Here is a 24,714-nt window from a genome sequence, read left to right as displayed (position 1 = left end):
TCCCATGTATCTGAGCGCCGCGGCCACCCTGGCCGAAGCACCCGGCCCCGGCCCGGTCCGCCTGCCGTTGCGAGTGCGACGGATCGAGGCCCGGCGCTTCGGGCCCGGCCGGCCGTTCGTCCGCCAGGGACCGGTCCCCTGGCTGGAGCACTACTTCGCGGACCTGTCCGAGATCTACGGTGTCGGGCTGCGCCCCGGCTTCCTGGAACGGACGACCCGCAACAGCTACGCCGAGATGGCAGGCGACGTGGCGGCCTCGTTGGGCCCGTTCGGCGGACCGGTCGACCTGCTGGCCACGGCGCACGCCGTCGAGGACTCCGACATGGAACGCTCCCCGACCGGCTACGTGTGCGAGCTGCTGCCCGGTGACCCGCTCCCGATCGGTGTGAGCGACCAGGGCGCGGCGGGCCCTTTCACCGCGCTGCGGCTGACCGGCGAGTACGCACGCTCCGACGGCCTCACCCACGCCGTCCTGGTGGCGCTCGACCAGGCCGGCAGACCGTACCTGTCCCCCGTGCCGCCGGAGCAGTCGGTCACCGGTGACTGCGCGGTGGGACTGTGGCTGACCGCCGACGAGAGCGCCGACACCCGCCTCGTCCAGTGGGCCGACGTACGGCCGGAGGCGGTGGCCGGTCTGCTGGCCGGCGCCCTCGCCGGAGAACCACCCCCCGGGGTGCTGCTCACCGGAGCCGGCGTCGACCCCGACCGGGACCTCGCCGGGCTCACGGGGCGTCCCGCCCGGCTGGTCACCACCGGCCGGGGACTGCCGTGCACCGGTGTGTGGGAGCAGCTTGCCCGACTGGTGCCCGTCCTCGGCGCCGGGCCGGTGCGTGTGACCCTCGTCGAGTACGAGCGGACGCTCGGCTACCTCTGCCTGTGCTCGGTGACTCTGCATCCGCGTCAAGAGGAGGCCGATCGATGACCGCCGTCCGCGACGAACCCGTCACGGAAACGGGCGACCACATCCGCCGTACCGCACGCGAACACGGTCTGGTGGCGGCGCTGACCGCGCTCCAGGCCGGGCTCGCCCCCGGCGCGCTCCCGCTGGGCCCGGCCGGCCACGCACTGCTGCCGGAGGGCCCGGCTGGTGCCGCGCGAAGCGTACGGCGCGGCGGCCGCACCGCCCCGCGGGACCGTGCCGCCGAGTCCGTGCCCGCCCACGTACGGCTGCACGGCGAGACCCTGGTGACGCTGCGCCACCCGCTGCCGCCCGGTCCGGACGAGCCCTCGGACCTGTGGGTACTCGGCCTGGCCCGGCTGCGGCTCGGCCTCTCCGAGTCGCTGCTCGACGCGTGCCTGGACTATCTCGGCGCCCGGACCTTCGGCGACAGCCCGCTGCTGGTGCAACAACTGGTCAGGGACAGCCTCGCCGAGGCCCTGACGGAACACCTGCAACTTCGTGAACTGCTCGGCCCGCGGGCCCGGTTCACGGCCGGAGAACTGACCGAGCTGCACCGCATCGTGACCCGTACCGACCGCGTCCTGCTGCGGTTGCTCGGCGGCCACGGCTTCCGCGCCGACGGTCCCGGCCAGAGCGCCCATGTCTCCGAACTGCTCGCGGATGTCTACGCCGCGGTCCCGGCCGGTAACGAGGAAGCCCCGTGACCCTGCTCGACGAACGGCTCAGGACCCTCCAGCACACCGCGCGGGGGTGGGCGGAACAGATACGCCCCCTGGTGCTGCCCCTCGAAGCGGACCCGGAGGCGGTCCGCGAGCACCTGGACCTGCCGCTGTTCTCCTATCTGGCCCGCACCCCCGTCCCGCGGGAGTACCAGCCCGACCCGATCGTGGTCGACGGGCACGCCTACTACGGCACCGGCGGGCTGGAACGGGTGGTGTTCTGCGAGGAGATCGCCTCCGTCGACGCCGGCATGCTGCTGGCCGCCCCCGGCCCCTCGCTCTCCGGCGTGCTCGTCGCCCTGCTCGGCGACGAGGAGCAGCGGTCCTGGTTCTACGGCCGGCTGATGGCGCGTCCGACCTGGACCTTCCTCGCCCTCACCGAACCCGACCGGGGTTCCGACGCCGGCTCGCTCACCACCCTCCTCACCCCCGGCGCGGAGGGCGGCCCGCTGTTGCTGAACGGTGCCAAGAGGTTTATCGGCAACGCCGCCCGGAGTGACCTCGGCGTGGTCTTCGCCCGCACCCGGCCCGGCCCCCTCGGCGTGGTCGCCGCGCTCGTCGAGACCGCCCGGCCCGGCTTCGAGGCGGTGCCGTTCGACACCGTCGGGCTGCGCGGCAACCAGATCTGCGAGGTCCGCCTGACCGACGTCGAGGTGCCCGCCGAACACGTCCTCGGCCGCCATCTGTCGCCCACCCGGCGCGGTCTGATGGGCGCCGTCCAGGGTTTCAACCGGCTGCGTCCCGGAGTCGCCGCCCTGGCCCTGGGCATCGCCCGCGGCGCGTACGAGTACGTCGTGGCCCACCGCCGCACCCTGCGTTCGGCCGAGGCGGCCCGGCTGGAGCGCACGGCGCTGCGGATCGAAGGGGTGCGCCGCCTGGTGTACCGGGCCGGTGAAGCCGTCGACCGGGACGATCCCGCTCTCGGTCCCCTGGCCTCGGCCGCCAAGGCGCGGGCCGCGCAACTGGCCGAGGAGGTCACCCTGGAGGCACTGGAGTACTTCGGTGCCGGGGCCCGCCTCGACCACCCGCTGCTCGACAAATTCGCCCGTGACGCGCGCGGTGTGGAGTTCATGGAGGGCACCCGCAACATCCAGCGGCTGAACCTCTTCCAGGGCCTGTCCCAGGGGAAGATCGACCGTGGCTGAAACGGCGCCCGCCATCCGGAGCCCGAGCAGGTCGGTGCTCCGGATCGCCGTACCGATGCTGCCCGCCGACATCGCCGCCGTTCTGGTACCGCTCCTCGTGCTCGCGCTCATGGGCCGGATGGCCGGTGACGCGCAGTACGTGCGGGCGCTCTTCATGCCGGTGCAGTTCCTGTTCCTCGCGCTCACCGCCGGCCTGGGCGCGGGGAACCAGGTCGCCGCCGCCGTCGCGCACGGCGCGGGCGACCTCCGCGCGGCCGGCGCCGCGTTGCTCGCCAACGCCCGCGTCGCGGTGGGCGCCGGTGCCGCGTTCAGTGTGCCGCTGATCGTCTCCGCACCCCTGCTCGGCGACCTCATGGGGGTCTCCGGCACCGCCCGTGACGACTTCACGGTTTTCCTGTGTGCGATCGCCCCGGCCTCGGTCCTGCTGCTGGGGCCGGCGCTGACCGCCTCCACCCTGCGAGGCTGCGGTCTTGCACGGCAGGCGGCGGCGGTCACCCTGCTGGCTGCCGCGACCGAGGTCGGCGGGGTCGCCCTGCTCGGACTGAAAGCCGGTCTCGGGGTCGACGGTGTGGCGCCCGCCGTCGCGCTCTCGGGGCTGGTCGGCACGGCGCTCGGCTGGGTGCTGCTGCGCCGCGCCGGACTGCTCGGCCCGGCCGCCGGCCGAGTCCGGCCGCTGCCCGCCCGGGCCGCCGCCCGGCAACTCCTCACGGTCAGCGTCCCGGTCGGCGCCTCCTATCTGGTGATCTGCGCCTCCAATCTGGCGCTGATGCGGATACTGGCCCCCTTCGGCCCGTCGGTGCAGGCGGGCTACGCCAACGCGGCGACCTTGCAGACCTTGCTGATCATGCCGGGACTGGTGCTCGGCTCGGCCACCGCCATCGTGCTGAACAGCCATCGTGGCGCCGGCCGGAGCCGGCTGCTGGCCCCCGCTCTCCATTCCGGTCTCCGGATCGCCGCCGGGACGTACGCGGTGCTCGCGGCGGTCTCCTACTTCGGCCGCGAACTGTTCGCCGGACTCATGACCGGCGACGGGCGGATCGCCGCGGAGACTGCCCACTACCTGGAAGTGGTCGGCCCCAGCTATCTGCTGATGGGTCTTGTGCTGGCCGCGCTGACCGTACTGGAGCAGGTCGGTGGCGGGCCGGTGGCACTCGCCATGAACGCCGTGTACTTCGTGGGCGCGGTGACCGTCGGCGGGTGGCTCGCCCGCTCGACGGGGGACCCGGCCGCCCTCTACCGGACCATCGCGGGCTTCAACGGGCTCGGTGTGGTGGCGGTGGCGACGACCCTCCTGTTCGTCCGCCGGGTCGCCGCCCGCGAACACGCCGGCCGGACCCCGGACGGCGACGCCCCCGAAGCTGTGGACGCACCGCCCGGCGCCGTCGGCCGAGCTCGCCACCCGGCCTCCGGGGCCGGGCAACCGCACTCCTGACGTGTGGCCGACCGCACCGTACCGACCGCACGGCACCGATAGAGCCGAACCGACCGAACCGAACCGACCGATCCGCACAGGGGGAAGAAAGATGACGCACCGGACACCGGACGCCGTGAGGAGGCGGGTCGCCTTCCACGGAAGCCGAGCCGTCACCGGTCCCACCACCTGGGGCCAGCAGCACATCTGGCGGGACATCAGGGCCATGCTGCCCGACACCGCGTTCTTCAACGTCGCCCAGGCGACCTTCGTACCGCCCGGCGTGGGTGTCCCGGACGTCCTGGAGCAGCTGACCGAACTCGTCGCCCGGCACGAGTCGCTGCGCACCCTCGCGGTGCCCGGTGCGAACGGAACACTGGAGCAACGGGTCCTGGCAGTAGGGGAGTTCGAGGTTGACGTCCTCGGGCTGACCGCCGCCGAGCACGCCGTGGAGCTTCGTGAACACTTCACCGAGGCGGCGCGGCGCTTGGAGGCCCGGGGCTTCGACAACACCGCCGACGTACCGTTCCGGGCCCTGATCGGCGTGCTGGACGAGGTGCCACAGGCCGTGGTCCTCTGCCTCTCCCACTTCGCGGCGGACCTGACCGGCGTCCGCCTGCTGACCGGGGAACTGGACGCGCTGCTGGCCGCCCGCGCGGCAGGGGCCGCCCCGCCGCCCCGCCCGTTCGCGCGGGAGCCCCTGGAGCAGGCGTGGTTCGAGGCATCGCCGGCCGGTGTCCGGATGGAGGAGAAGGCGCTCCGCCACTGGAGCACCCAGCTCGGCCGGGCCCCGGCGGACAACTTCCCCCGGCCGCCGGGCGCTCCGCAGGAGCCGCGGTTCTGGCGCGGCGAACTGCTCTCCCGCGCCGTACCGCAGGCGCTGCGGGCCGCCGCCGAGCGGCATCGTTCGACCGTCCCGAACGTCCTGCTCGCCGTCACCGCGACCCTGCTGGCCCGTGGTGAGGGCCTGGGCACCTGCGGTCTGAAGCTGGTGACCGCCAACCGCTTCCGGCCGGAACTCCGCCACGCCGTGGGCAACCTGGCCCAGGAGGTGTTCGTGGCGGTCGACGTGTCCGGGGAGACCTTCGCCCAGGTGCTGAGCGGCACATGGTCCGCCACCCTGGCCGCCTACCGCAACGGGCAGTTCCGCCCCGAGCGGGCCCGCGCCCTTGCCGAGGAGGCGGGCGTCGCCGTGGACTGCCTCGTCAACGACCTCTGGTCGACGACCTGGGACAGCGCCGCCCTGCCCGCCCCGTCCGCCGCCGGACTCGCCGAAGCGGCGGCGGAATCGGCCTTCCGCTGGGCGGACCGCACGGCACAGGACGAGGTGGCGTTCTTCCTGGAGGTGTTCGAGGTATTCGGTGAACCCAAACGCGTCCGGATCACCCTGCTCGGCGACACCTCCCGGATGCCGCCCGCCAGGATCGAGGGCTTTCTGCGCGGTCTGGAGCGGGTGCTGCTCGCCCTCGCGGAGGGCCACGTGGCCCCGGCGGACTTTCCTTCGGTGGCGGGTCTCACCGTTCCCGGCCCTTCGCCCCGGTGAACGAGGACACCGGGGTGGTGGAGATCTGGCGATTCCCGCTCGATCTTCCCGCACCCGAGGTGGAGCGGCTGGCCCGCGTGCTCGACGACGCGGAGCACGACCGGCGGGCGATGCTGCGCGCGGTCGAGCACCGTCGCCGTTTCACCGTCTCGCACGCCCGCACGCGGCTGGTTCTCGGGGAGCGGCTCGGGGTGCCTCCCACGCTGGTACGGCTGCGCTCCGGCCGCTACGGCAAGCCGGAGCTGGAGGGCGGCGCGGGCACCCGCCGCTGGCACTTCAGTCTCTCCCACTCGGGTGACCTGGCGGTGCTCGCGCTGTGTCACGGGCGGGAGGTCGGGGTGGACGTCGAGCACATCCGCCCGGACCGGGACGTCGTCAGCTTCGCGGCCCGTTGGTTCGGCCCGGACGAGAGCGACTGGGTGGCGGAGGGAGGGGGGCCGGACCGGGTGCGGAGGTGTCTGCGGCTGTGGACCAGGAAGGAGGCGTGCGTCAAGGCGGCCGGCGGCCGGCTCGTGCAGGGCCTGCGCTTGGCGGTGGGCCAGGGACCCCGGCCCTGCGTGGTCGACGGGCCGCACGGGCTTCCCGGCACCTGGACGGTGGCGGACCTTCCCGTCGGTGCCGGTCATGTGGGAGCGGTCGCTGTGCGGGGCGTCCGGCCCTTCCGGGTGCTGGACCGCTCCGGCGCCGTGGCCGCCCCCACGGCGCCGGCGTGACTGTGGTGTCCGGCACAGCGGGGCTCCGCCACCCGTACCGGCCGAAGCGCCCGATGCCCGCCCGGCAGCGGGCTCCGGCCCTCCTCGGCGTCCGCCGGGCCGGACCGGGCCGTCCGGCGGAGTGACGCACGTCTCTACCGCGGGGGCCCGGCACGACCGCATGGTGGTCGGGTCCCGACGCAGTCCCCCCTCACCCGACCGAGCGAGCCGCCATGACGACTTCCACCGCCCTCATCACCGCCGTACGCCGCCGTGCCCGCACCGGAGGGCCCGACGACGGCCCCGCGCTGCTGGAGACCGTGCTGGGCTGGACGCTCGTCGTGGTGGTCGCCCTGTTCGTCACCAGGGCGGGCCTGATGTGATCCTTCCGCGCCCCCGAGGGCGCCGGACGCCCGTGTGCGGACAGGGGGGTGGGGGGGAACCCAAGGGTTCCCCGCCACCTCTTGACGGCTGTTCCCGTCAGCTGTTCACAGGGGCGACGGTGTCAGTTGATCGCCTTGATCAGTTCGCCGTCGGCCGTGTCACCGCTCAGCTCCCAGAAGAACGCGCCTCCGAGACCCTGGTTCTTCGCCCAGGTCATCTTGGAGCCGATGGTGGACGGGGTGTCGTAGCTCCACCAGTCGGTGCCGCAGTGCGCGTACGCCGTGCCGGCGACGGTGCCGGTGACCGGGCAGCTGTTCTTCAGGACCTTGTAGTCCTCGATGCCCGCCTCGTACGTGCCCGGGGCCGCACCGGTCGCGGTGCCGCCGGGGGCGTCCTGGGTGACGCCGGTCCAGCCGCGGCCGTAGAAGCCCAGGCCGAGCAGCAGCTTGTCGGCCGGGACACCGAGCTTCTTCAGCTTGGAGATCGCCGCGTCGGTGTCGAATCCCTCGTGCGGAATGCCGTCGTAGGCGGTCAGCGGGGAGTGCGGGGCGGTCGGGCCCTTCGCGTCCCAGGCGCCGAAGAAGTCGTACGTCATCGGGTTGTACCAGTCGACGTACTTCGCGGCCCCGCCGTAGTCCACGGCGTCGAGCTTGCCGCCGTCCGAACCGTCGGCGGAGATCGCCGAGGTGACCAGGTTGCCGGTGCCGAACTTCGAACGCAGCGCCGCCAGTACGTTCCCGTAGGCGTCACGTCCGCTGGTGTCGCAGGTCAGCCCGCAGGCGTTGGGGTACTCCCAGTCGATGTCGATGCCGTCGAAGACATCGGCCCAGCGGGGGTCCTCGACCAGGTTGTAGCAGGACTCGGCGAACGCGGCCGGGTTCTTCGCCGCCTCGGCGAAGCCGCCGGACCAGGTCCAGCCGCCGAACGACCAGATGACCTTGAGGTCCGGGTGGAGCTTCTTCAGCTTGCGCAGCTGGTTGAAGTTGCCGCGCAGGTCCTGGTCCCAGGCGTCGGCCACCCCGTCCACCGACTGATCGGCGGTGTACGCCTTCTCGTGGTCGGCGTACGAGTCACCGATCGCACACTTGCCGCCCGTGACGTTGCCGAAGGCGTAGTTGATGTGCGTGAGCTTGTCCGCCGAGCCCGAGGTCTCGATGTTCTTGACGTGGTAATCGCGTTGGTAGACACCCCAGTTGGTGAAGTAGCCGACCACTTTGCCGCCGGCCGCTGTGGGGGCGGCGTCGGCGGCGGCCGTGGGGGCGGCCTGGTCGGTCAGGGGTGTCGCGCCGGCCGATGGGGTACCCGCGACACCCAGCAGGGTGGCTCCGAGAGCGGCGGTACAGGCAGCGGCGGCGAGCGCCCGGAATCGGGCGCGGGGACGGTGAAGTCCGAGCATCATGGCTCCTCGTGGGGGAGGGCTTGAAGTGGGGGGATGTGCTGTTGACCTTCCCGTCAACTTGGCATGAACGCGGTGACGCGTTCCCGTGGAACCGTAGAAGGACTAGACCAGTTGGGTCAATGGTTCGAATCAATTCCAAGACCATCCGGCCGGTCCCGCACCCCGTGACGAAAGCCGCCCGATCGGGCATACTCAACGCGCCACAGCCGCTGATTGGCACCTCCTGCGATCCGGGTGGGCAGCATCGGCTGGGTAGTACTTCTTCGCCGGGCACCGCCCCGGATCAGGGCGGCGCCGCTCCCACCCCGCGCGCGCGTCCGCCGCAACGCCCGACAGGGAGGAGAGCGCCGTCATGTCCGACCGTGCCCAGCAGCCGGTGGAACGCCGACTGCCCACCGAGGAGTCCAGGCAACTCGTCGCGCTCGTCCGCGACATCGTCCAGCGGGAGATCGCTCCCCGGGCGGCCGAGGAGGAGGAAGCGGGCCGGTTCCCGCGCGAGGTCTTCACCCTGCTCTCCCGTTCCGGACTGCTCGGCCTGCCGTACGACTCCGGCCAGGGCGGCGGCGACCAGCCGTACGAGGTCTATCTCCAGGTCCTCGAAGAGCTCGCGGCGGCCCGGCTGACCGTCGGCCTCGGCGTCAGCGTCCACTCCCTCGCCTGCCACGCCCTCGCCGGATACGGGACCGAGAAGCAGCGGACCGAGCACCTTCCCGCGATGCTCGGCGGTGGACTGCTGGGCGCGTACTGCCTCTCCGAACCCGCCTCGGGCTCGGACGCGGCCTCGCTCCGTACCGAGGCGGTACGGGACGGCGACGACTGGGTCATCACCGGCACCAAGGCGTGGATCACGCACGGCGGCATCGCCGACTTCTGTACGGTCCTGGCCCGCACCGGCGTGGACGGACCGCGCGGCATCACCGCCTTCCTCGTCCCCGGCGACGCCGAGGGGCTGAACGCGGCCCTGCCCGAGAAGAAGATGGGCATGAAGGGCTCGCCCACCGCCCAACTGCACTTCGACGGTGTCCGGGTGTCCGACGCGCGCCGGATCGGGGAGGAGGGGCAGGGCTTCGCCATCGCGCTCTCCGCTCTGGACTCGGGGCGCCTGGGCATCGCCGCCTGCGCGGTCGGCGTCGCGCAGGCGGCGCTGGACGAGGCCGTCGGATACGCCACCGGGCGGCAGCAGTTCGGCCGTCCGATCGCGGACTTCCAGGGACTGCGGTTCATGCTGGCCGACATGGCCACCCAGATCGAGGCGGGCCGGGCGCTCTACCTGGAAGCGGCGCGGCGGCGCGACGAGGGCCTGACGTTCTCGCGCCAGGCGGCCATGGCGAAGCTGTTCTGCACGGACGCGGCGATGCGGGTCACCACCGACGCCGTCCAGGTGCTCGGCGGTTACGGCTACACGCAGGACTTCCCCGCCGAGCGGCTGATGCGCGAGGCCAAGGTGCTCCAGATCGTCGAGGGGACCAACCAGATCCAGCGCATGGTCATCGCACGCCACATCGCGGGGCCCGAGACGCGCTGACCGGCGTGGGGCGGGCGCGGGCGGCCGGTACGCGGCGCCCGCGTCGCCGCTCGGACCGCACCCGGTGCGACGACGGCTCCGGCTCCCCGGCCGACGGCATGGCCGCACCGGGGAAGGGGCGCGTCAGGTTGTCCGGTCCGACGGTTGCACGACTCGGCCGGACGGGGAGCGGGCCGGAACTCGTCCGGGCGTGCGGCCAACACGTCCGCGCACGCTCACGGCCCCTCGGCCGGTCCGGGTGCCCGCGAGGCGGGCGGCCGTCCAGGTGTCAGGCGGCGTGCCGCCGGGTCTGCCGCGGCATCCGCATCGGCCGCGCGACCGCGCCCCCGGCGTGCGAGAACGGCTGCATCCGCCAGTCCAGGCCCTGGGGGAGCGTCAGTAGCAGGGCCGTCTCCTGCTCCTGGATGTCGGACGTCTCGTCCGCGGGGCGGGCGGCCGAGGACCGGCTGCCGGTGCCCGTGCACACCGTGAGGACGAACGGATTCCACGGAGTGGGGCACAGCGCGTGCTCCGGCAGCACGTCCTCGCCCGCCAGCAGCGCGATGGGCTGCGCGCAGTCGGGGCACATCACCCGGTACATCTCGAACGTGTCGTAGATGTCGGGAGTGCTCTCCTCGACCGGATAGACGGGCTCCGGTTCGTTGCGTCCGGTGAGCTTCAGGCTCTGCATGGAATTCTCCCCCTCAGGTGGGCCGGGCAGGTGCCACGGCCTCGACCACAGCAAGCACTTCCCCCCGCGCGTCCGCGATAACCGCACAGGTCGTCGGCTACCCGGCCGCAAGCCTGTGGCATTCGTCACATGCCCGCCGCAGGTGCCGCTCCGGCGGCCTCCGCGCTGGGCCTGGGGGCGTCGGGGCCGTAGGTTGATCCGCATGGAGGAGCTGGACCGTCAGATTGTGCAATTGCTCGTCACGGACGGGCGGATGAGCTACACCGACCTGGGCAAGGCCACCGGCCTGTCCACATCGGCGGTTCATCAGCGTGTCCGGAGGCTGGAGCAGCGCGGGGTGATCCGGGGCTACGCGGCCGTCGTCGACGCCGAGGCCGTCGGCCTGCCCATCACCGCGTTCATCTCGGTGAAGCCCTTCGACCCGAGCGCCCCGGACGACATCGCGGAACGGCTCGCGGGAGTCCCGGAGCTGGAGGCGTGCCACAGCGTCGCGGGCGACGAGAACTACATCCTGAAGGTGCGGGTCGCGAGCCCCCTGGAACTGGAACACCTGCTGACCCGTGTCCGCTCGCTGGCCGGTGTCTCCACCCGGACCACGGTCGTCCTCTCCACCCCGTACGAGGCGCGCCCCCCGCGCCTGTGACGGGGGCCGCGGCCCGGGCCGGGCCGCGCAGGCGCGAGACTGGTGCCATGACCGAGAGCACCGCCCCCCAGAGCGACCAGAGCGACCACCGCACCGTGCTGCTGCGCGGCGGAGACGTCCACAGCCCCGCCGACCCGTTCGCCACCGCGATGGTCGTGGAACGGGGCCATGTCGCCTGGGTGGGCTCCGAGGGGGCCGCCGACGCGTTCGCGAGCGGTGTCGACGAAGTGATCGACCTGGAGGGGGCGCTGGTCACCCCGGCGTTCACCGACGCGCACGTCCACACCACGTCCACCGGCCTCGCCCTCACCGGCCTGGACCTGTCCGCCGCCCGCACCCTTCCCGACGCCCTCGCCCTCGTACGCGAGCACGTGGCCTCGCACCCGGGCGACCGCGTCGTCCTCGGACACGGCTGGGACGCCACCCGCTGGCCCGAACAGCGGCCCCCGTCCCGGGCCGAACTCGACGCCGCCGCCGGCGGCCGGCCCGTGTACCTGCCCCGCGTCGACGTGCACTCCGCGGTCGTCACCACCGCCCTCCTCGACCTGGTCCCCGGCATCACCCGCATGCCCGGTCACCATCCGGAAGGCCCGCTGACCGGCGCGGCCCACCACGCCGTGCGCGCCGCCGCCCATGGCGCCGTACCGCCCGCCCAGCGCGCCGTCGCCCAGCGCGCCGCCCTCAGCCACGCCGCCTCGCTCGGCATCGGCACCCTCCATGAGTGCGCCGGCCCCGAGATCTCGGACGAGGACGACTTCACCGGGCTGCTGAAGCTCGCCGCCGAGCGGCCGGGGCCCCGGGTCTTCGGCTACTGGGCCGAGCCGGTCACCGACCGGAAGGGGGCCGGGCGCATCCGCGAACTCGGCGCGATCGGCGCGGCCGGCGACCTCTTCGTGGACGGCTCGCTCGGCTCCCACACGGCCTGTCTGCACGAGCCGTACGCGGACCTCGCCACGGACGGTCCGGCGGGCTCGCGGACCGGCGAGGCACACCTGGACGCCGCGCGGATCGCCGCCCACGTCACCGCCTGCACCGAGGCCGGGCTCCAGGCCGGGTTCCACGCGATCGGCGACGCGGCGCTCTCCGCCGTCGTGAGCGGCTTCAGGGCCGCCGCCGGGACGCTGGGCCTCGCCCGCGTGCGCGCCGCCCGGCACCGGGTCGAGCACGCCGAGATGCTGACCCCCGAGACCGTCGGCGCCTTCGCCGAGCTGGGCCTCACGGCGTCCGTGCAGCCGGGCTTCGACGCCGCCTGGGGCGGCGAGGACGGCATGTACGCACGCCGGCTCGGCGCGGAGCGGGCCCGCACCCTCAACCCGTACGCGGCCCTGCTGCGCGCCGGGGTGCCCCTGGCGTTCGGCTCGGACAGCCCGGTGACACCGCTGGACCCGTGGGGAACCGTCCGGGCCGCCGCGTTCCACCGCACCCCCGAGCACCGGATCTCCGTACGGGCCGGATTCACCGCCCACACCCGGGGCGGCTGGCGGTCCGTCGGCCGGGACGACGCGGGCACCCTCGTGCCCGGCGCCCCCGCCGACTACGCGGTCTGGCGCACCGACGAACTCGTCGTCCAGGCACCCGACGACCGCGTCGCCCGCTGGTCGACCGACCCCAGATCGGGAACGCCCGGCCTGCCGGATCTCACCCCGGGCGCCGCCCTTCCGGTCTGCCTGCGGACCGTGGTGTTCGGACAAACTGTTTACGTACGTCCGAACGAGTGACGTCCGGACATTTCGTACCGCCGATCGAAGGCGTCCGTGCTCTGTCGCGACCTGCGTGTCCTCGGTACTGACCAGGCAATTTGGATAAAAAGCGCAGGTCGGACCACTATTGACAGAAAGCGCCCACGGGCCGGTAGGTTCGGCCACGTCCACCACAGGATGTCCGACCGGTTAAACCTCCACGCAGTCGTCGAACGCCGCTGGGTCATGAGGTGGGGTGCCGCACCGGCGCACCACCGCTTGCAGCCAGGTTCAGCGCCCGCGCCTCGGGGCGAGGGAAGGTTTCAGCCGGACGGCGGGTGGGACCCGGGTGGGGCCCGGACGTTCAGTAGACAACGGCTTTCGGTCGACCCGCAGCCAGCGGGTCCCAGGTCGGCCCGAAGGACACCGGGCCCCGATCCGCAGCTCGCGCCGCGTCACGTGCCGCGACCCGGTCACGCAGGTGCCGTCCCTCCGCGTCACGCCGTGGTTCTGTCCGCACTTCCGCGCATCTGCGCGGGCCCTGGCTCCGACACCGGCCACCGTGTCGGCCTCCGGCCGCCCCGTGCTCGATATGGTGTGCACCTGCGTACGGACATTAAGGGGCAGTAGTGAACGACGGCGGTCAGCGGCAATACGGTCCGCTCGGCACAACCCTGGTGATCATCCCGACCTATGACGAGGCCGAGAACATCGGGCGGATCGTCGGCCGGGTGCGCGCCGCCGTGCCGGAGGCCGACATCCTGGTCGCCGACGACAACAGCCCCGACGGCACCGGCAAGATCGCCGACGAGCTCGCGGCGGCCGACAGCCAGGTCCACGTACTGCACCGCAAGGGCAAGGAAGGACTCGGCGCGGCCTATCTGGCGGGCTTCGGCTGGGGCATCGAGCACGGCTACGGCGTACTGGTCGAGATGGACGCCGACGGCTCCCACCAGCCCGAGGAACTACCCAGACTGCTCACCGCGCTGAAGGGCGCCGACCTCGTGCTCGGCTCCCGGTGGGTGCCCGGCGGCCGCGTGGTCAACTGGCCCAAGTCCCGCGAGATGATCTCCCGTGGCGGCAGCACGTACTCCCGGCTGCTGCTGGGCGTGTCGATCCGTGACGTCACCGGCGGTTACCGGGCCTTCCGCGCCGAGACCCTGCGAGGACTCGGCCTCGACGAGGTCGCCTCCCAGGGCTACTGCTTCCAGGTCGACCTGGCCCGGCGCGCGGTCGACGCCGGCTACCACGTCGTCGAGGTCCCCATCACCTTCGTGGACCGCGAGATCGGTGACTCCAAGATGAGCCGCGACATCCTGGTCGAGGCGCTGTGGCGGGTCACGGCCTGGGGCGTCGGCACCCGGACGAGCCGCATTCTCGGCCGCAAACCCTCCTGACCGGCCGGTCCTCGCCCGTCCGAACGCCTCCCTTACGACCTCCCCGTGGCAGGGAGCGGGCTCCCCGCCCCGTGACTGCGCCCGCGGCGGCGTCGCCGGTCGGCGGCCTTCGCGTCGATGCCCTCGTCCCGCCCCGCGATCGACGTCGCGGAACGCCGCCCGCTGATCCACCCCCCATCGCGCGGAGGAGGTCGTTACGCCGCTCGGACGGCCGGGCGGGCACACTGGACACATGACTACCGGCACACAGCCCCCGACCGCTCCCCGACGTTCCCGCGCCCGGAACCTCGTCCCCCTGGCCGTCGCGGCCTGGGTGGTGCTGGAGATCTGGCTGCTGATCGTCGTGGCCGACGCGGCGGGCGGGCTCGCCGTGCTGCTGCTCCTGCTGGCATCGGCCGCGCTCGGGGCCGCCGTGATCAAACGGGCCGGGCGACGGGCCTTCCGCAATCTCACGCAGACGCTTCAGCAGGTGCCCGGGCGGCCCGGCGCGACCGCCGGGCCCACCGACGCTCCGACGAGCGGCAAGGGCAACGGCTTCCTGATGCTGGGCGGCCTGCTGCTGATGATCCCCGGAGTGATCTCCGACGTACTCGGCCTGTCGCTGCTGCTCCCGCCGGTCCGCTCGGCCCTCGGCCGGTACGCGGAGCGGGCGCTGGAGCGGCGGATACGGGTCGTGGCCCCCGGCCACCTGTCGGACGCCTTCCAGCAGGCCAGGACGCGCCGACCGGACGGAAAGGTCGTCCAGGGCGAGGTCATCCGCCCGGACGAGGACCAGGGCGGCCCCGGCGGCCAGGACCGGTCCGGCCGCGAGGACGGTTCCCGCCCGCCGCTGAATCCCTGATCCCGCCCTTCGGCCTCGGTCCTCGCCGCGCCGCTCCTCGCACGCCGCGGAGGCGCAGGGGCGCACGGGAGAGCCGGCCGAAGGCCGCTGGGCCGCGCGCACGCCGAAACGAGCCGCGGGCCGTGCCACACACCAGGTGTGGCACGGCCCGCGGCTCTTGTGCTGTCGTGCGTGTCGCGCGGTCAGGCGGATTTTCTGCTGTCCCGCGGATGCACCGCGATGTTCATGGCTCCGGAGCGCAGAACCGCCAGCCTCTCGGCCAGCACCTCCTCCAGCTCCTCGCGGGTACGCCGCTCCATGAGCATGTCCCAGTGCGTTCGCGCGGGCTTGCCCTTCTTCTCCTCGGGGCCATCCCCGTCCACCAGGAGTGCCTGGGCGCCACACGCCTTGCACTCCCACTCCGGCGGAATCTCGGCCTCAACCGAGAACGGCATCTCAAATCGATGGCCGTTCTGGCATGCGTACTCCACCGCCTGGCGCGGGGCCAGATCGATACCGCGGTCCGTCTCGTAGCTGGTAACCACGAGTCGCGTGCCGCGGAGAGCTCGCTCACTCATGAATCGTGCCTCCCGGGCTTGTCGCCCACAGGACAGGTGTCGCTGTCGTCGTCATCCGGTCAACGTCCGGTCGGCGGTAAAGATTCCCGTTGCGGGTCATGCGTCGCCCGTCGTGCCGCTGCTTATTCATCGGTTGGGGTACCCGCCCTCACCCGGTTTGTCACATCTGACAGAAGTTGTCACCCAACGATTTCGGCTTCTTCTGCTCGCAGTAACGGTCCTCCGGGCAGGCCAAAGGCGTACACTACCGGCCTTTCACTTCAACGTCTAAATCCGGTCCGGTACGGGATTTCCGGCCGCCGCGACCGCCCGGCGCACGGGAACCCTCGCCAACAGCACGGAACCGAGCACGAAGAAGATCACCAACGACATGATCGCGTCGCGATAACTGCCGGTCAATTGGTACGCGAGTCCGAATACGAGAGGACCCAGCCAGCTCAGTCCGCGGTCGCTCATCTCGTACGCGGAGAAGTACTCGGCCTCCTTGCCGTGCGGCACCAGATGCGAGAACAGCGAACGGGACAGCGCCTGGCTGCCGCCCAGCACCAGCCCGATCGCCGCGGCGAGCGCGTAGAAGAAGACCGGAGCCCCCGCGGGCAGGAAGTACCCCGCGACCAGGATCGCGATCCATACGACCAGTGAGCCGAGGATCGTGCGCTTCGCCCCGTGGGTCCGTGCCAGCCGGCCCATCCCCAGGGCCCCCGCCACCGCCAGTACCTGGACCAGCAGCACCGCCGTGATCAGGGTCGTCTGGTCGAGCCCCAGCTCCTCGGAGCCGTACACCGAGGCCTGCGAGATCACGGTCTGCACCCCGTCGTTGTAGACGAGGTACGCGAGCAGGAAGGAGAGGGTCAGCGGGTGACGGCGCATGTCGCGCAGGGTGGACCGCAACTGGCTCCACCCCGACCCCATCGTCCCCGCGCCACCCGGGGGCACCCGCCGGTCGCGCAGTCTGCGCAGCGGCACGACGGTGAACGCGCCCCACCACACACCCGCCGAGGCGAGACAGATCCGGACCGCGTCCGACTCCGAGAGGCCGAAGGAGTCGTGGCCCGTGTAGAGGATCAGATCGAGGACCAGGACGAAGGCCCCCGACGTGTAGCCGAAGGCCCAGCCGCGCGAGGAGACCGTGTCGCGCTCGTGCGGCTCGGCGATCTGCGGGAGGTAGGCGTTGTAGAGCGCCATCGAGACCGACACCGAGGCGTTCGCCACGATGAGCAGGGACGCGCCCAGGAGATAGCGGTGGCCGTCCAGGAAGAACATCCCCGCCGTCGCCCCGGCGCCCACATAGGCGGCGGCCGCCAGCAGCGGTTTCTTGCGGCCGGTCCGGTCGGCGGCGGCGCCCACGACCGGCATCGCCACCACCGCCAGCACCACGGAGACGGAGACCGCGTAGGCGAAGAGGGAACCGGCCCGCACGGGTATGCCCAGCGGGTGCACGAAGCCGTCCGCGTCGGCCGCGGCCTTGGCGATCGACGTGAGATACGGACCCAGGAAGACGGTCAGCACACTCGTCGAGTACACCGAGCACGCGAAGTCGTAGAAGTACCAGCCGCGTTGCTCGCGTCCGCGGGCGGCCGGGTCCGTGACCCGCTCCGCCTCCTCCGCCGCCTCGGCGCTCACCCGGTGTCCCCCGCTCGCTCGTCCCCGTGCGCGTGCGTGTCCGTGAGGACGCGGCCGGGCCCGGTGTCAGGTCCAGGCTCCCCGTTCGCTCAACACCGTACGCAGCGTCTCGATGTGATCGGTCATGATGCCATCCACCCCGAGGTCGAGGAGCGCCGCCATCCGGCCCGGTTCGTTCACCGTCCAGACATGGACCTGGAGCCCCCGCGCGTGCGCCTCCCGTACGAAACGCCGGTCGACCACGCGGACCCCGTTGTGCCGCTCCGGGACCTGGGCGCACACCGCCCCCGCCCGCAGCGCCGCCGGTATGCCGTACGAACGCAGACGCAGCCCCAGGACGCCCCGCACCCCGTACGAGGTCGCCAGACGCGGTCCCGCCAGCCGGTGCGCCCTGGCGACCCGGGCCTCCGAGAACGAGCCGACGCAGACCCGGTCCCAGGCGTCCGTCCGGCGGATCAGATCGACGAGCGGTGCGAGCGCGGGCTCGGCCTTGACGTCCACGTTCCACCGGGCCCCGGGGAACTCCTCCAGCAGCTCCTCGAACAGCGGCAGCGGCTCATGGCCCGCCACCCGGGCCCGGCCGACCTCGCTCCACGGCAGCCGCGCGATCGTCCCACGGGCGTCCGTCACCCGGTCGAGGGTCGTGTCGTGGAAGGCGACGAGCCGGCCGTCGGACGTGCTGTGCACATCTGTCTCGAAGTAGCGGTAGCCCAGCGCCGCGGCCCGGCGGAAGGCGGTCACGGTGTTCTCCAGCCCGTCCGCCGCCCCGCCGCGGTGGGCGAAGGGGATCGTCGTGGGGTGGTCCAGATAGGGGTGGCGTACGGAAGTCACCGCGGCAGTATCGCCTGCCCCGGAGGCGGCCCGGTCCCCGTCGCCCCGCCGCCGGACGCGCGGTCGCCGGGGGCCGCGCCGTCGTGAAGGGCCTCGTCGCGGCGGATCTCCTGGTGAGGGACCTCGTCGCGTGGGACCTCTTCGCGCGGCGCGGGGGCCGCCGGCATGTCCTCGGGTGAGGTGAAGACGCGCAGGAAGAACTGCGCCAGTGGGCCGATGGCCAGCGCGTACAGGACCGTGCCCGCGCCGAGCGAACCGCCGAGCAGGAACCCGGTCACCACCACGGCCACCTCGATGCCGGTGCGGACCAGCCGGACGGAGCGGCCGGTGATCCGGTGCAGCCCCGTCATCAGACCGTCGCGTGGTCCGGGGCCGAGCCGGGCCGAGATGTACAGCCCGGTCGCGACCCCGTTGAGCACCACCCCGGCGATCACCGTCGTGATCCGCAGGGCGAGCCCCCGTGCGTCCGGTACGACGGCGAGCGTGCCGTCCATGGCGATGCCGACCGCGAAGACGTTGGAGACCGTGCCCAGGCCGGGGCGCTGTCCGATCGGTATCCACAGCAGCAGCACGGCCGCCCCGACGATGATCGAGACCACGCCGATGGTCAGCCCGGTGCGTTCGGACAGGCCCTGGTGCAGCACCCCCCACGGTTCGAGGCCGAGGCCCGCGCGGACCAGCAGGGCCGAACTGACCCCGTACAGGGCGAGACCCGCGTACAGCCGGCCCAGCCTTCGGGTGATGCGGGTTCCGCGCCGGGCGGAGGTGTTGGCCACGTGGTGCCCCCTGATCTGGCCGGTGTGATCCGGTGTGGTCGTGGTGGACTGCTGCGTGTCACTCTGGGGCGGGGGATTGGCCGCCAACTATGGCCAATCCGAGAAGGGTGGACTGATTTTCATGGGGCAGTGGACTTCGGCGGTCGGCGCGGCACAGCTCGCCAGACAGCTCCAGGCCCAGCAGCAGAAGCCGCTGAGCCCCGGCGGCCGCAGACCGCCCGCCTACCGGGGGCTCGCCGACGGGGTCCGGATGCTCGTCCTGGAGGGCCGGGTGCCGGTCGCGGCCCGGCTGCCCGCCGAGCGGGAGCTGGCCCTCGCCCTGGCCGTCAGCCGTACCACCGTGGCCGCCGCGTACGAGGCGCTGCGGGCCGAAGGCTTCCTGGAGTCCCGCCGGGGCGCGGGCAGTTGGACGGTGGTGCCCGCGGGCAATCCGCTCCCGGCGCGCGGCCTGGAACCACTGCCCCCGGAATCGCTCGGCTCGATGATCGACCTCGGCCTCGCCTCGCTGCCCGCCCCGGAACCATGGCTGACCCGGGCCGTCCAGGGGGCGCTGGAGGAACTGCCGCCGTACGCGCACACCCACGGCGACTACCCCGCGGGACTGCCCGCGCTGCGGGAGATGATCGCCGACCGGTACACCCGGGGCGGCGTCCCCACCATGCCGGAACAGATCATGGTCACCACCGGGGCCATGGGCGCGATGGACGCGATCTGTCACCTCTTCGCCGGGCGGGGTGAACGGATCGCGGTGGAGTCCCCCTCGTACGCCAACATCCTCCAGCTGATGCGGGAGGCCGGCGCCCGGCTCGTACCGGTGGCCATGGAGGAAGGACTGCGCGGCTGGGACCTGAACCGGTGGCGTCAGGTGCTGCGGGACGCGGCGCCGCGACTGGCCTACGTCGTCGCGGACTTCCACAATCCGACGGGCGCGCTCGCCGACGAGGACCGGCGCCGGGCCCTGGTCGACGCGGCGCGCTCGGCGGGCACGGTCCTGGTCGTCGACGAGACGATGAGCGAACTGTGCCTGGACGCCGGCACCGAGATGCCCAGGCGGGTCTGCGCCTTCGATCCGGCGGGCAGCACGGTGCTCACCGTCGGTTCGGCGAGCAAGGCGTTCTGGGCGGGGATGCGCATCGGGTGGGTACGGGCCGCGCCGGACGTGATCCGCAGCCTGGTCGCCGCCCGTGCCTACGCGGACATGGGCACCCCGGTCCTGGAACAGCTCGCCGTCAACTGGCTGATGCGCACCGGCGGCTGGGAGCGGGCCGTGGACGTCCGGCGCGAACAGGCCAGGGGGAACAGGGACGCGCTGGTCGCGGCGGTGCGCAGGGAGCTGCCCGAGTGGGAGTTCGAGGTGCCCGCGGGCGGTCTGACGTTCTGGGTGCGCACGGGAGGCATCTCGGGGTCGCGGCTGGCCGTCGCGGGGGAGCGGGTCGGGGTGCGGGTGCCGTCCGGTCCGCGGTTCGGGGTCGACGGGGCCTTCGAGGGATTCGTGCGGCTGCCGTTCACGGTGGGCGGACCGGTGGCGGACGAGGCCGCACTGCGGTTGGCGGCGGCCGCCGAACTGGTCAGGTCGGGTACGGGCGCGGGGGCGGACGCTCCCCGGACGTTCGTCGCCTGAGCGAGGGCCGGGGCGGCCCCCGGGGCTGGTCGCTCGGGCCGGCCCCTCCGGCCCCCGGGACGGGCGCCTCACCCGCCCCGGGGCTCAGTCTCTGAGCGTCATCTCCTGCGGGAGCCCCGGCTCCGGCACCACGGCCTCGACCGGCGTCCCCCGCCCGGGAAGCAGGTCGAGCACCGCCTGCCGGTGCGCCTCGCTCGTCGCGTCGTCGTACGGGTCCGGTGTCGCGGGCACCTGGAGCCGCAGCACCGGGCCCGACGTGCCGAGCCGTGCGTAGCCCCGGCCGGGCGGCATGTCCGGGACCGGGGTGGTGTGCGGCTCGACGCCCAGGACGGAGGCGATCCGGGCGCGGGAGGCGGGGCCGAGGACGACCCGCGCCCTGGTGTGCGCCCGTACCGTCTCGTCGATGGTGTCGAGGTGGTCGAACTGTTCGGCCAGCACCACGGTGACACCCGCCGCCCTGCCGTGCCGAAGCGGGACCTGGAGCAGCTGCCGGGGGTCGGGGCCGGCGGAGGCGGGGTGACCGAGGGAGCCGGGGCGGTCCAGCAGCACCCACAGGGGCCGCACGGCGTCCCCCGGCAGCGGGTGGCCGGACCGTCCGGCCCGGTCGGCGACGGTCAGCCGCCGCTCCGTCTCGTGCGCGGCCCACTCCAGGGCGGCCCGCGCGCCCGTGAGACCGCTCTCCACCGCGAGCACGCCGTCGCGCCCGGCCAGGCAGGCGTACTCGCCCGTGCCGCCGCCCTCGACGACGAGCAGATCGCCGTGCTGGAGGGCCTGGAGGGCGATGGAGCGCAGCAGGGTGGTGGTACCGCTGCCCGGGTCCCCGACGACCAGCAGGTGCGGTTCGGTGGAGCGGGCACCGGTCCGCCAGACGACGGGAGGCATGTCACGGGTCACGTCGCCGTCCCGCACCGGGACGGTGCGTCGCACCGCGCCGGCGTCCGTGAAGCCCAGGACGGTCTCCCCGGGGGCGGTCACGAAGCGCTGGGCGGCGACCGAGGCGGGCAGCGCGTCCAGGACGCTCATGGTGAGTCTGTTGGCCTCCTCGTCCCAGTCGAAGTGGTACTCCCGGCCGCGGCCGGACTTGGTGCGCAGCAGTCGCTCGATCCGGGTGCGGGACTCGGTGTCCCCGTCCGGGAAGTACGCCGGGTACGTCACCACGAGCCGGGTCGGCCGTCCGTCGCCGTCGAACTCGTATCCGCTGAGCGCTCCCGCCCAGTCGCCGCCGTGCGTGTACGGCGAGGCCGGGTCCTCGGGGACGGAGAAGTGCGGCACGAGGGCTTCGTAGAGCGCTCGCAGCCGTGCGGTCCCGGCCTCGTCGGGGCCACTGCGGGCGGGTGTGGGTGCCCGTCCGTGCCAGGCGGCCAGGGCCGTCACGGTCCCGAGGGCGAGCAGCGGGCCGTACGGCGCGAGCGCCACCGCGAGCAGGCAGGCCGCGACGAGGAACAGCACGGGACCGCGCCGGTCCCGGGGGGTCGCGGCCCATCGCCGCCGTCCCGCGCCGGCCAGCCGTCGCAGACCGCGGCCGAGGATGATCAGCGGGTGCAGGACGTCTCCGGCGCTGCCGGCCGCCGTGCGCGCGAACTCGCGCCCTCGGGTGATCGGGGCGCTGCCGCCGGTCAGGATGCGGGGAAGTGGTCGCCGGGGCACGTGGGTCTCCTGGAGGGGTCGGTGTCGTGAGCGGTCAGAACTGGATTCCGCCCAGGAGGCCGGCGAGGCTCGCGCTGCCCGCCTTGATGCCCGGCGCGGCGGCGGTGCCCGCCAGGAAGAAACCGAAGAGCGCGCAGACGAGGCCGTGGGACGCCTTGAGCCCGTCCTTCCTGAAGAAGAGGAAGACGATGATTCCGAGCAGCACGACACCTGAGATGGAGAGGATCATGAGCGTTTCTCCTGGTTGGGGGGACAGTCACCATGAGTCATTCCAACCACACAGGAAGTATCTATGTGACAAAAGCTGCAAAAGAGTGAAATGACTCTTTTTTCACTGGACCGGCGCAGGGAGCGCGCGTGTCCGCCTGGTGCGGGCGCCACGCCGGGGCGGAGCGAGGTCGCCGCGTGCGCGGCGGGTGCTGCGCGCGGTGTGGTCCGCGTCTCGGCGGACCCGGGCCGGGGCGCCCCGGGGGCAGTACCCTGTCGGTTCACTCGTACGGCGGCAGCGCCGTACTTCCGGCCAGGTCAACGCAGTGAAAGGCGGTCCGTCCGATGAGCGAGACTCCCGATCCCGAGGTCGTCGAACTCGCGACCAAGGTCTTCGGCCTGGCACGGGCCGGTGAGGCCCAGGCGCTGGCCGGGTACGTCGACGCGGGTGTACCGGCGAATCTCACCAATGACCGGGGCGACACCCTGCTGATGCTCGCCGCCTACCACGGGCACGCGGCGGCGGTCACCGCCCTCGTCGACCGCGGCGCGGACCCGGACCGTGCCAACGACCGGGGGCAGACCCCACTCGCCGGGGCGGTCTTCAAGGGCGAGCGCGCGGTGATCGAGGCACTGCTCGCGGCGGGCGCCGACCCGTCGGCCGGAACACCCTCCGCGCGGGACGCGGCCCGCATGTTCGACAAGGCCGACCTGCTGGAACTCTTCGAATCCCGATGACCGCTGCGTCGTAAATGTGGTCGCGGTGGCGAAATGGCTGGGCCATCATGACGACGCGGGTCCGCTCAGGGCCACCGACGAGAGGCAGAGGAAATGGTTCGCACCAGGCAGAAGACGGCGGACGACCGATCGTGTCGCTGTGCGGTCTAGGGTTTCTCCTTCGGATCAGGCCGTGTCCGTACGGCCCCGACCCACACCCCGGGGGCGTGGCGGGGTGGGCGGAGCCTCGCGGACACACCTGGTGCCCCTCCGGCACCTGGAACTGCACGGTCCCGGTCGCGTCGACAGCTTGATGTGAGGCTTTTCCCATGTTCGATCCGTTCATAGCGCCGAGCGGCACCCTGCTCGGCCTGTTGCAGAGGGGCCGCGGCGACGGCACGCTCCACGCGCTCGCCGCGCCACGTCCCGAGGCCCTGGCGGCTCTCAACCACTGCGTCCTGAGCGATCCCCGGCACGACTGGCAGGTCGAGAACCGCTCGCTGTACTACGCGCGCCTCTATCTCGACCTCGACGGCGGTGTCGAGGAGATCGAGCGCCATCTGTGCCATCCCGACGACCACCTCGACACGGACGACTCACGTACCGGTCTCGCGCTGTCCGTCCTCGGGCACCTCGCCTCGTACGGCCGGGACGACGCCCTCGGTCTGCTGCGGCGGTACGCGGCGACCGGCGCCAACTGGGCCTGGGCCCTCGACGAACTCGCCCTGCGGGACGACGACGCCGGACTGCGCTCCCTCGCCGTACCCGTGCTCGGCAGGTTCCCGGCCACCGCGCGGGGCGCGGCCGAACTCGCCGCCGCCGTACGTGACGCGTACGAGCCCCGGCCCTGGCGGCTGTGGGCCGACGACCCGCGCGAGGCGGTCGGCGCCCGGGTCAGGGCCGCGAGTGAACAGGGATCGTTCGACCGCTGGCAGCGGCAGATGCGGCCCGGCGGTCCGCGTCCCGGCTGGAGCGTCCAGGCCGTCTTCGACTGGGCGCAGCAGGGGATCGAGCGCGGCAGTGCCCTGCACGTGCCCGCCGCCCGCTGTCTCTCCGCCGTGGCGGGCCCCGACGACCGCCCGGCGATCGTCGAGGCCGCCCGCAGCGGCCCGGAAGGCGCCCGCTGCACGGCCCTGCACCATCTGGCGGAGATCCGGGACCCCGCCGTGCTCGATCTGATCGAGGCCGCGGCGGTGAGCCCGGAGCGTCCCGTCGCCGACGCGGCCGTCGCCGCGTTCGAGCGCATGTGCGGTGATGAGGCGGTGGACCGGGCCCGGCGCTGGGCCCGTCGCCCCGACGCCCTGGGCACCTCCGCGGCGGGGGTGCTCGCCTGCCGGGGCGGGGCGGGGGACGCGCACCTGGTCCTCGGCGCGCTCCGTGACGCGGTACGTGGCGAGGGCCCCGACGCACCCGTGCTGTGGACCCTCGTCGACGGAGCGGGGCGGCTCGGCATCGCCTCCGCGGCCCCGGTGCTGCGCCATGTCTACCGGGAGACGTCCTCCTCCCATCTGCGCGGCAGGGCGGCGCGCGCCCTGGCCGCCACGGACGCGTCCTTCGCGACCGGGTTCGCCGTCGAATGCCTGTGGGACTGCGAGGAGACCACCCGCGAGGTCGCCGCACGGCACGCGGAGACGGGCGACGTGCGGGTCGCCGAACGGCTGCGGCGGCTGGCCGCGGACCCGGCGGAGGAGGCCGAGGTGCAGACGGCGGTCCGCAGCAGGATCGGTCCCGACGCGCCGGCCGTCTGACGGACCGGGGAGCCGGTCCCGGGGACGGGCGGGGGGCG

The 24,714-nt window shown here is 73.1% G+C and carries 23 protein-coding genes; 15 read left to right on the top strand and 8 right to left on the bottom strand.

Going from position 1 to position 24,714, the window contains the following annotated elements:
• Positions 1 to 4 precede the first annotated feature (4 nt).
• The 7 genes from PZB75_RS02990 (at position 5) to PZB75_RS02960 (ending at position 6,794) form a co-directional block, all read left to right on the top strand.
• Complete coding sequence (locus PZB75_RS02990; RefSeq protein WP_275533725.1) at positions 5 to 922, top strand: hypothetical protein; 918 nt, start codon at positions 5 to 7, stop codon at positions 920 to 922.
• Positions 919 to 1,605 carry a hypothetical protein gene (locus PZB75_RS02985; RefSeq protein ID WP_275533724.1) on the top strand — a complete coding sequence of 229 codons (687 nt, stop codon included), beginning with the start codon at positions 919 to 921 and terminating at the stop codon, positions 1,603 to 1,605. The genes PZB75_RS02990 and PZB75_RS02985 overlap by 4 nt, the downstream gene beginning before the upstream one ends.
• The gene (locus PZB75_RS02980; RefSeq protein WP_275533723.1) at positions 1,602 to 2,765 is read left to right on the top strand and encodes an acyl-CoA dehydrogenase family protein; all 1,164 of its coding nucleotides are present in this window, start codon (positions 1,602 to 1,604) and stop codon (positions 2,763 to 2,765) included. Before PZB75_RS02985 ends, PZB75_RS02980 begins: the two co-directional genes overlap by 4 nt.
• Positions 2,758 to 4,197, top strand: a complete 1,440-nt coding sequence (locus tag PZB75_RS02975; protein ID WP_275533722.1) for an MATE family efflux transporter — start codon at positions 2,758 to 2,760, stop codon at positions 4,195 to 4,197. Before PZB75_RS02980 ends, PZB75_RS02975 begins: the two co-directional genes overlap by 8 nt.
• A 91-nt stretch (positions 4,198 to 4,288) precedes the next feature.
• Positions 4,289 to 5,719: a condensation domain-containing protein gene (locus PZB75_RS02970; RefSeq protein WP_275533721.1), complete on the top strand. Its 1,431-nt coding sequence runs from the start codon at positions 4,289 to 4,291 to the stop codon at positions 5,717 to 5,719.
• Positions 5,716 to 6,432 (top strand): 4'-phosphopantetheinyl transferase superfamily protein, encoded by a 717-nt coding sequence (locus PZB75_RS02965; RefSeq protein WP_275533720.1) that lies wholly within the window; start codon positions 5,716 to 5,718, stop codon positions 6,430 to 6,432. The genes PZB75_RS02970 and PZB75_RS02965 overlap by 4 nt, the downstream gene beginning before the upstream one ends.
• 212 nt (positions 6,433 to 6,644) lie before the next feature.
• Entirely contained in the window at positions 6,645 to 6,794 is a 150-nt protein-coding gene (locus PZB75_RS02960; protein ID WP_275533719.1) for an SCO1431 family membrane protein, read from the top strand.
• A gap of 122 nt (positions 6,795 to 6,916) precedes the next feature.
• Here the strand turns inward: PZB75_RS02960 and PZB75_RS02955 are convergent, their stop codons facing one another.
• Positions 6,917 to 8,191, bottom strand: coding sequence for a glycoside hydrolase family 18 protein (locus PZB75_RS02955; protein WP_275533718.1), 1,275 nt, complete (start codon positions 8,189 to 8,191; stop codon positions 6,917 to 6,919).
• 355 nt (positions 8,192 to 8,546) lie between these two features.
• Between PZB75_RS02955 and PZB75_RS02950 the strand changes: the two genes are divergently transcribed.
• Positions 8,547 to 9,719 (top strand): acyl-CoA dehydrogenase family protein, encoded by a 1,173-nt coding sequence (locus tag PZB75_RS02950; RefSeq protein ID WP_275533717.1) that lies wholly within the window; start codon positions 8,547 to 8,549, stop codon positions 9,717 to 9,719.
• Between the two features lie 268 nt (positions 9,720 to 9,987).
• Here the strand turns inward: PZB75_RS02950 and PZB75_RS02945 are convergent, their stop codons facing one another.
• Positions 9,988 to 10,389: a hypothetical protein gene (locus PZB75_RS02945; RefSeq protein ID WP_275533716.1), complete on the bottom strand. Its 402-nt coding sequence runs from the start codon at positions 10,387 to 10,389 to the stop codon at positions 9,988 to 9,990.
• A 202-nt stretch (positions 10,390 to 10,591) separates the two neighbouring features.
• Between PZB75_RS02945 and PZB75_RS02940 the strand changes: the two genes are divergently transcribed.
• From PZB75_RS02940 to fxsA, 4 genes are all read left to right on the top strand, one after another.
• Positions 10,592 to 11,032, top strand: a complete 441-nt coding sequence (locus tag PZB75_RS02940) for an Lrp/AsnC family transcriptional regulator (RefSeq protein ID WP_275533715.1) — start codon at positions 10,592 to 10,594, stop codon at positions 11,030 to 11,032.
• Positions 11,033 to 11,079: 47 nt separating this feature from the next.
• Complete coding sequence (locus tag PZB75_RS02935; protein ID WP_275533714.1) at positions 11,080 to 12,750, top strand: amidohydrolase; 1,671 nt, start codon at positions 11,080 to 11,082, stop codon at positions 12,748 to 12,750.
• 590 nt (positions 12,751 to 13,340) lie between these two features.
• Positions 13,341 to 14,108 (top strand): polyprenol monophosphomannose synthase, encoded by a 768-nt coding sequence (locus PZB75_RS02930; protein WP_275533713.1) that lies wholly within the window; start codon positions 13,341 to 13,343, stop codon positions 14,106 to 14,108.
• 232 nt (positions 14,109 to 14,340) lie between these two features.
• A complete protein-coding gene (gene fxsA, locus PZB75_RS02925) occupies positions 14,341 to 14,949 on the top strand; it encodes an FxsA family membrane protein (protein ID WP_275533712.1) in 609 nt (202 codons plus the stop codon).
• A 182-nt stretch (positions 14,950 to 15,131) separates the two neighbouring features.
• On the opposite strand, the gene PZB75_RS02920 is transcribed toward fxsA, so the two are convergent.
• The 4 genes from PZB75_RS02920 to PZB75_RS02905 form a co-directional block, all read right to left on the bottom strand.
• Positions 15,132 to 15,506 carry an RNA polymerase-binding protein RbpA gene (locus PZB75_RS02920; RefSeq protein ID WP_003959706.1) on the bottom strand — a complete coding sequence of 125 codons (375 nt, stop codon included), beginning with the start codon at positions 15,504 to 15,506 and terminating at the stop codon, positions 15,132 to 15,134.
• Between the two features lie 267 nt (positions 15,507 to 15,773).
• Complete coding sequence (locus tag PZB75_RS02915; protein WP_275533711.1) at positions 15,774 to 17,129, bottom strand: MFS transporter; 1,356 nt, start codon at positions 17,127 to 17,129, stop codon at positions 15,774 to 15,776.
• 66 nt (positions 17,130 to 17,195) lie between these two features.
• Positions 17,196 to 17,960, bottom strand: coding sequence for a glycerophosphodiester phosphodiesterase family protein (locus PZB75_RS02910; protein WP_275533710.1), 765 nt, complete (start codon positions 17,958 to 17,960; stop codon positions 17,196 to 17,198).
• Complete coding sequence (locus PZB75_RS02905; RefSeq protein ID WP_275533709.1) at positions 17,957 to 18,736, bottom strand: hypothetical protein; 780 nt, start codon at positions 18,734 to 18,736, stop codon at positions 17,957 to 17,959. Before PZB75_RS02905 ends, PZB75_RS02910 begins: the two co-directional genes overlap by 4 nt.
• A gap of 121 nt (positions 18,737 to 18,857) precedes the next feature.
• Here PZB75_RS02905 and PZB75_RS02900 point away from each other — a divergent pair, with 121 nt between their 5' ends.
• Positions 18,858 to 20,357, top strand: a complete 1,500-nt coding sequence (locus PZB75_RS02900) for a PLP-dependent aminotransferase family protein (RefSeq protein ID WP_275533708.1) — start codon at positions 18,858 to 18,860, stop codon at positions 20,355 to 20,357.
• 84 nt (positions 20,358 to 20,441) lie between these two features.
• Here PZB75_RS02900 and PZB75_RS02895 read toward each other — a convergent pair whose 3' ends face one another.
• The gene (locus tag PZB75_RS02895; RefSeq protein ID WP_275533707.1) at positions 20,442 to 22,004 is read right to left on the bottom strand and encodes a hypothetical protein; all 1,563 of its coding nucleotides are present in this window, start codon (positions 22,002 to 22,004) and stop codon (positions 20,442 to 20,444) included.
• A gap of 34 nt (positions 22,005 to 22,038) precedes the next feature.
• Positions 22,039 to 22,233 (bottom strand): hypothetical protein, encoded by a 195-nt coding sequence (locus PZB75_RS02890; protein WP_275533706.1) that lies wholly within the window; start codon positions 22,231 to 22,233, stop codon positions 22,039 to 22,041.
• Between the two features lie 323 nt (positions 22,234 to 22,556).
• Here PZB75_RS02890 and PZB75_RS02885 point away from each other — a divergent pair, with 323 nt between their 5' ends.
• Entirely contained in the window at positions 22,557 to 22,949 is a 393-nt protein-coding gene (locus PZB75_RS02885) for an ankyrin repeat domain-containing protein (RefSeq protein ID WP_275533705.1), read from the top strand.
• A 308-nt stretch (positions 22,950 to 23,257) separates the two neighbouring features.
• Positions 23,258 to 24,676 (top strand): HEAT repeat domain-containing protein, encoded by a 1,419-nt coding sequence (locus PZB75_RS02880; RefSeq protein WP_275533704.1) that lies wholly within the window; start codon positions 23,258 to 23,260, stop codon positions 24,674 to 24,676.
• Positions 24,677 to 24,714 lie beyond the last annotated feature (38 nt).

The sequence above is a fragment of the Streptomyces sp. AM 4-1-1 genome, assembly GCF_029167625.1.
In the GTDB taxonomy this organism is placed as follows: domain Bacteria; phylum Actinomycetota; class Actinomycetes; order Streptomycetales; family Streptomycetaceae; genus Streptomyces.
Note: the sequence above shows the minus strand (reverse complement) of the source record. Positions and strands in the feature narration are given on the sequence as shown.

Bases quoted from the DNA above. Each gene is read 5' to 3' on its own strand.
- PZB75_RS02900 (WP_275533708.1), top strand. From the start codon at position 18,858: ATGGGGCAGTGGACTTCGGCGGTCGGCGCGGCACAGCTCGCCAGACAG.
- PZB75_RS02955 (WP_275533718.1), bottom strand. From the start codon at position 8,191: ATGCTCGGACTTCACCGTCCCCGCGCCCGATTCCGGGCGCTCGCCGCC.
- PZB75_RS02970 (WP_275533721.1), top strand. From the start codon at position 4,289: ATGACGCACCGGACACCGGACGCCGTGAGGAGGCGGGTCGCCTTCCAC.
- PZB75_RS02885 (WP_275533705.1), top strand. From the start codon at position 22,557: ATGAGCGAGACTCCCGATCCCGAGGTCGTCGAACTCGCGACCAAGGTC.
- PZB75_RS02920 (WP_003959706.1), bottom strand. From the start codon at position 15,506: ATGAGTGAGCGAGCTCTCCGCGGCACGCGACTCGTGGTTACCAGCTAC.
- PZB75_RS02935 (WP_275533714.1), top strand. From the start codon at position 11,080: ATGACCGAGAGCACCGCCCCCCAGAGCGACCAGAGCGACCACCGCACC.
- PZB75_RS02940 (WP_275533715.1), top strand. From the start codon at position 10,592: ATGGAGGAGCTGGACCGTCAGATTGTGCAATTGCTCGTCACGGACGGG.
- PZB75_RS02985 (WP_275533724.1), top strand. From the start codon at position 919: ATGACCGCCGTCCGCGACGAACCCGTCACGGAAACGGGCGACCACATC.
- PZB75_RS02960 (WP_275533719.1), top strand. From the start codon at position 6,645: ATGACGACTTCCACCGCCCTCATCACCGCCGTACGCCGCCGTGCCCGC.
- PZB75_RS02890 (WP_275533706.1), bottom strand. From the start codon at position 22,233: ATGATCCTCTCCATCTCAGGTGTCGTGCTGCTCGGAATCATCGTCTTC.
- PZB75_RS02945 (WP_275533716.1), bottom strand. From the start codon at position 10,389: ATGCAGAGCCTGAAGCTCACCGGACGCAACGAACCGGAGCCCGTCTAT.
- PZB75_RS02990 (WP_275533725.1), top strand. From the start codon at position 5: ATGTATCTGAGCGCCGCGGCCACCCTGGCCGAAGCACCCGGCCCCGGC.
- fxsA (WP_275533712.1), top strand. From the start codon at position 14,341: ATGACTACCGGCACACAGCCCCCGACCGCTCCCCGACGTTCCCGCGCC.
- PZB75_RS02880 (WP_275533704.1), top strand. From the start codon at position 23,258: ATGTTCGATCCGTTCATAGCGCCGAGCGGCACCCTGCTCGGCCTGTTG.
- PZB75_RS02950 (WP_275533717.1), top strand. From the start codon at position 8,547: ATGTCCGACCGTGCCCAGCAGCCGGTGGAACGCCGACTGCCCACCGAG.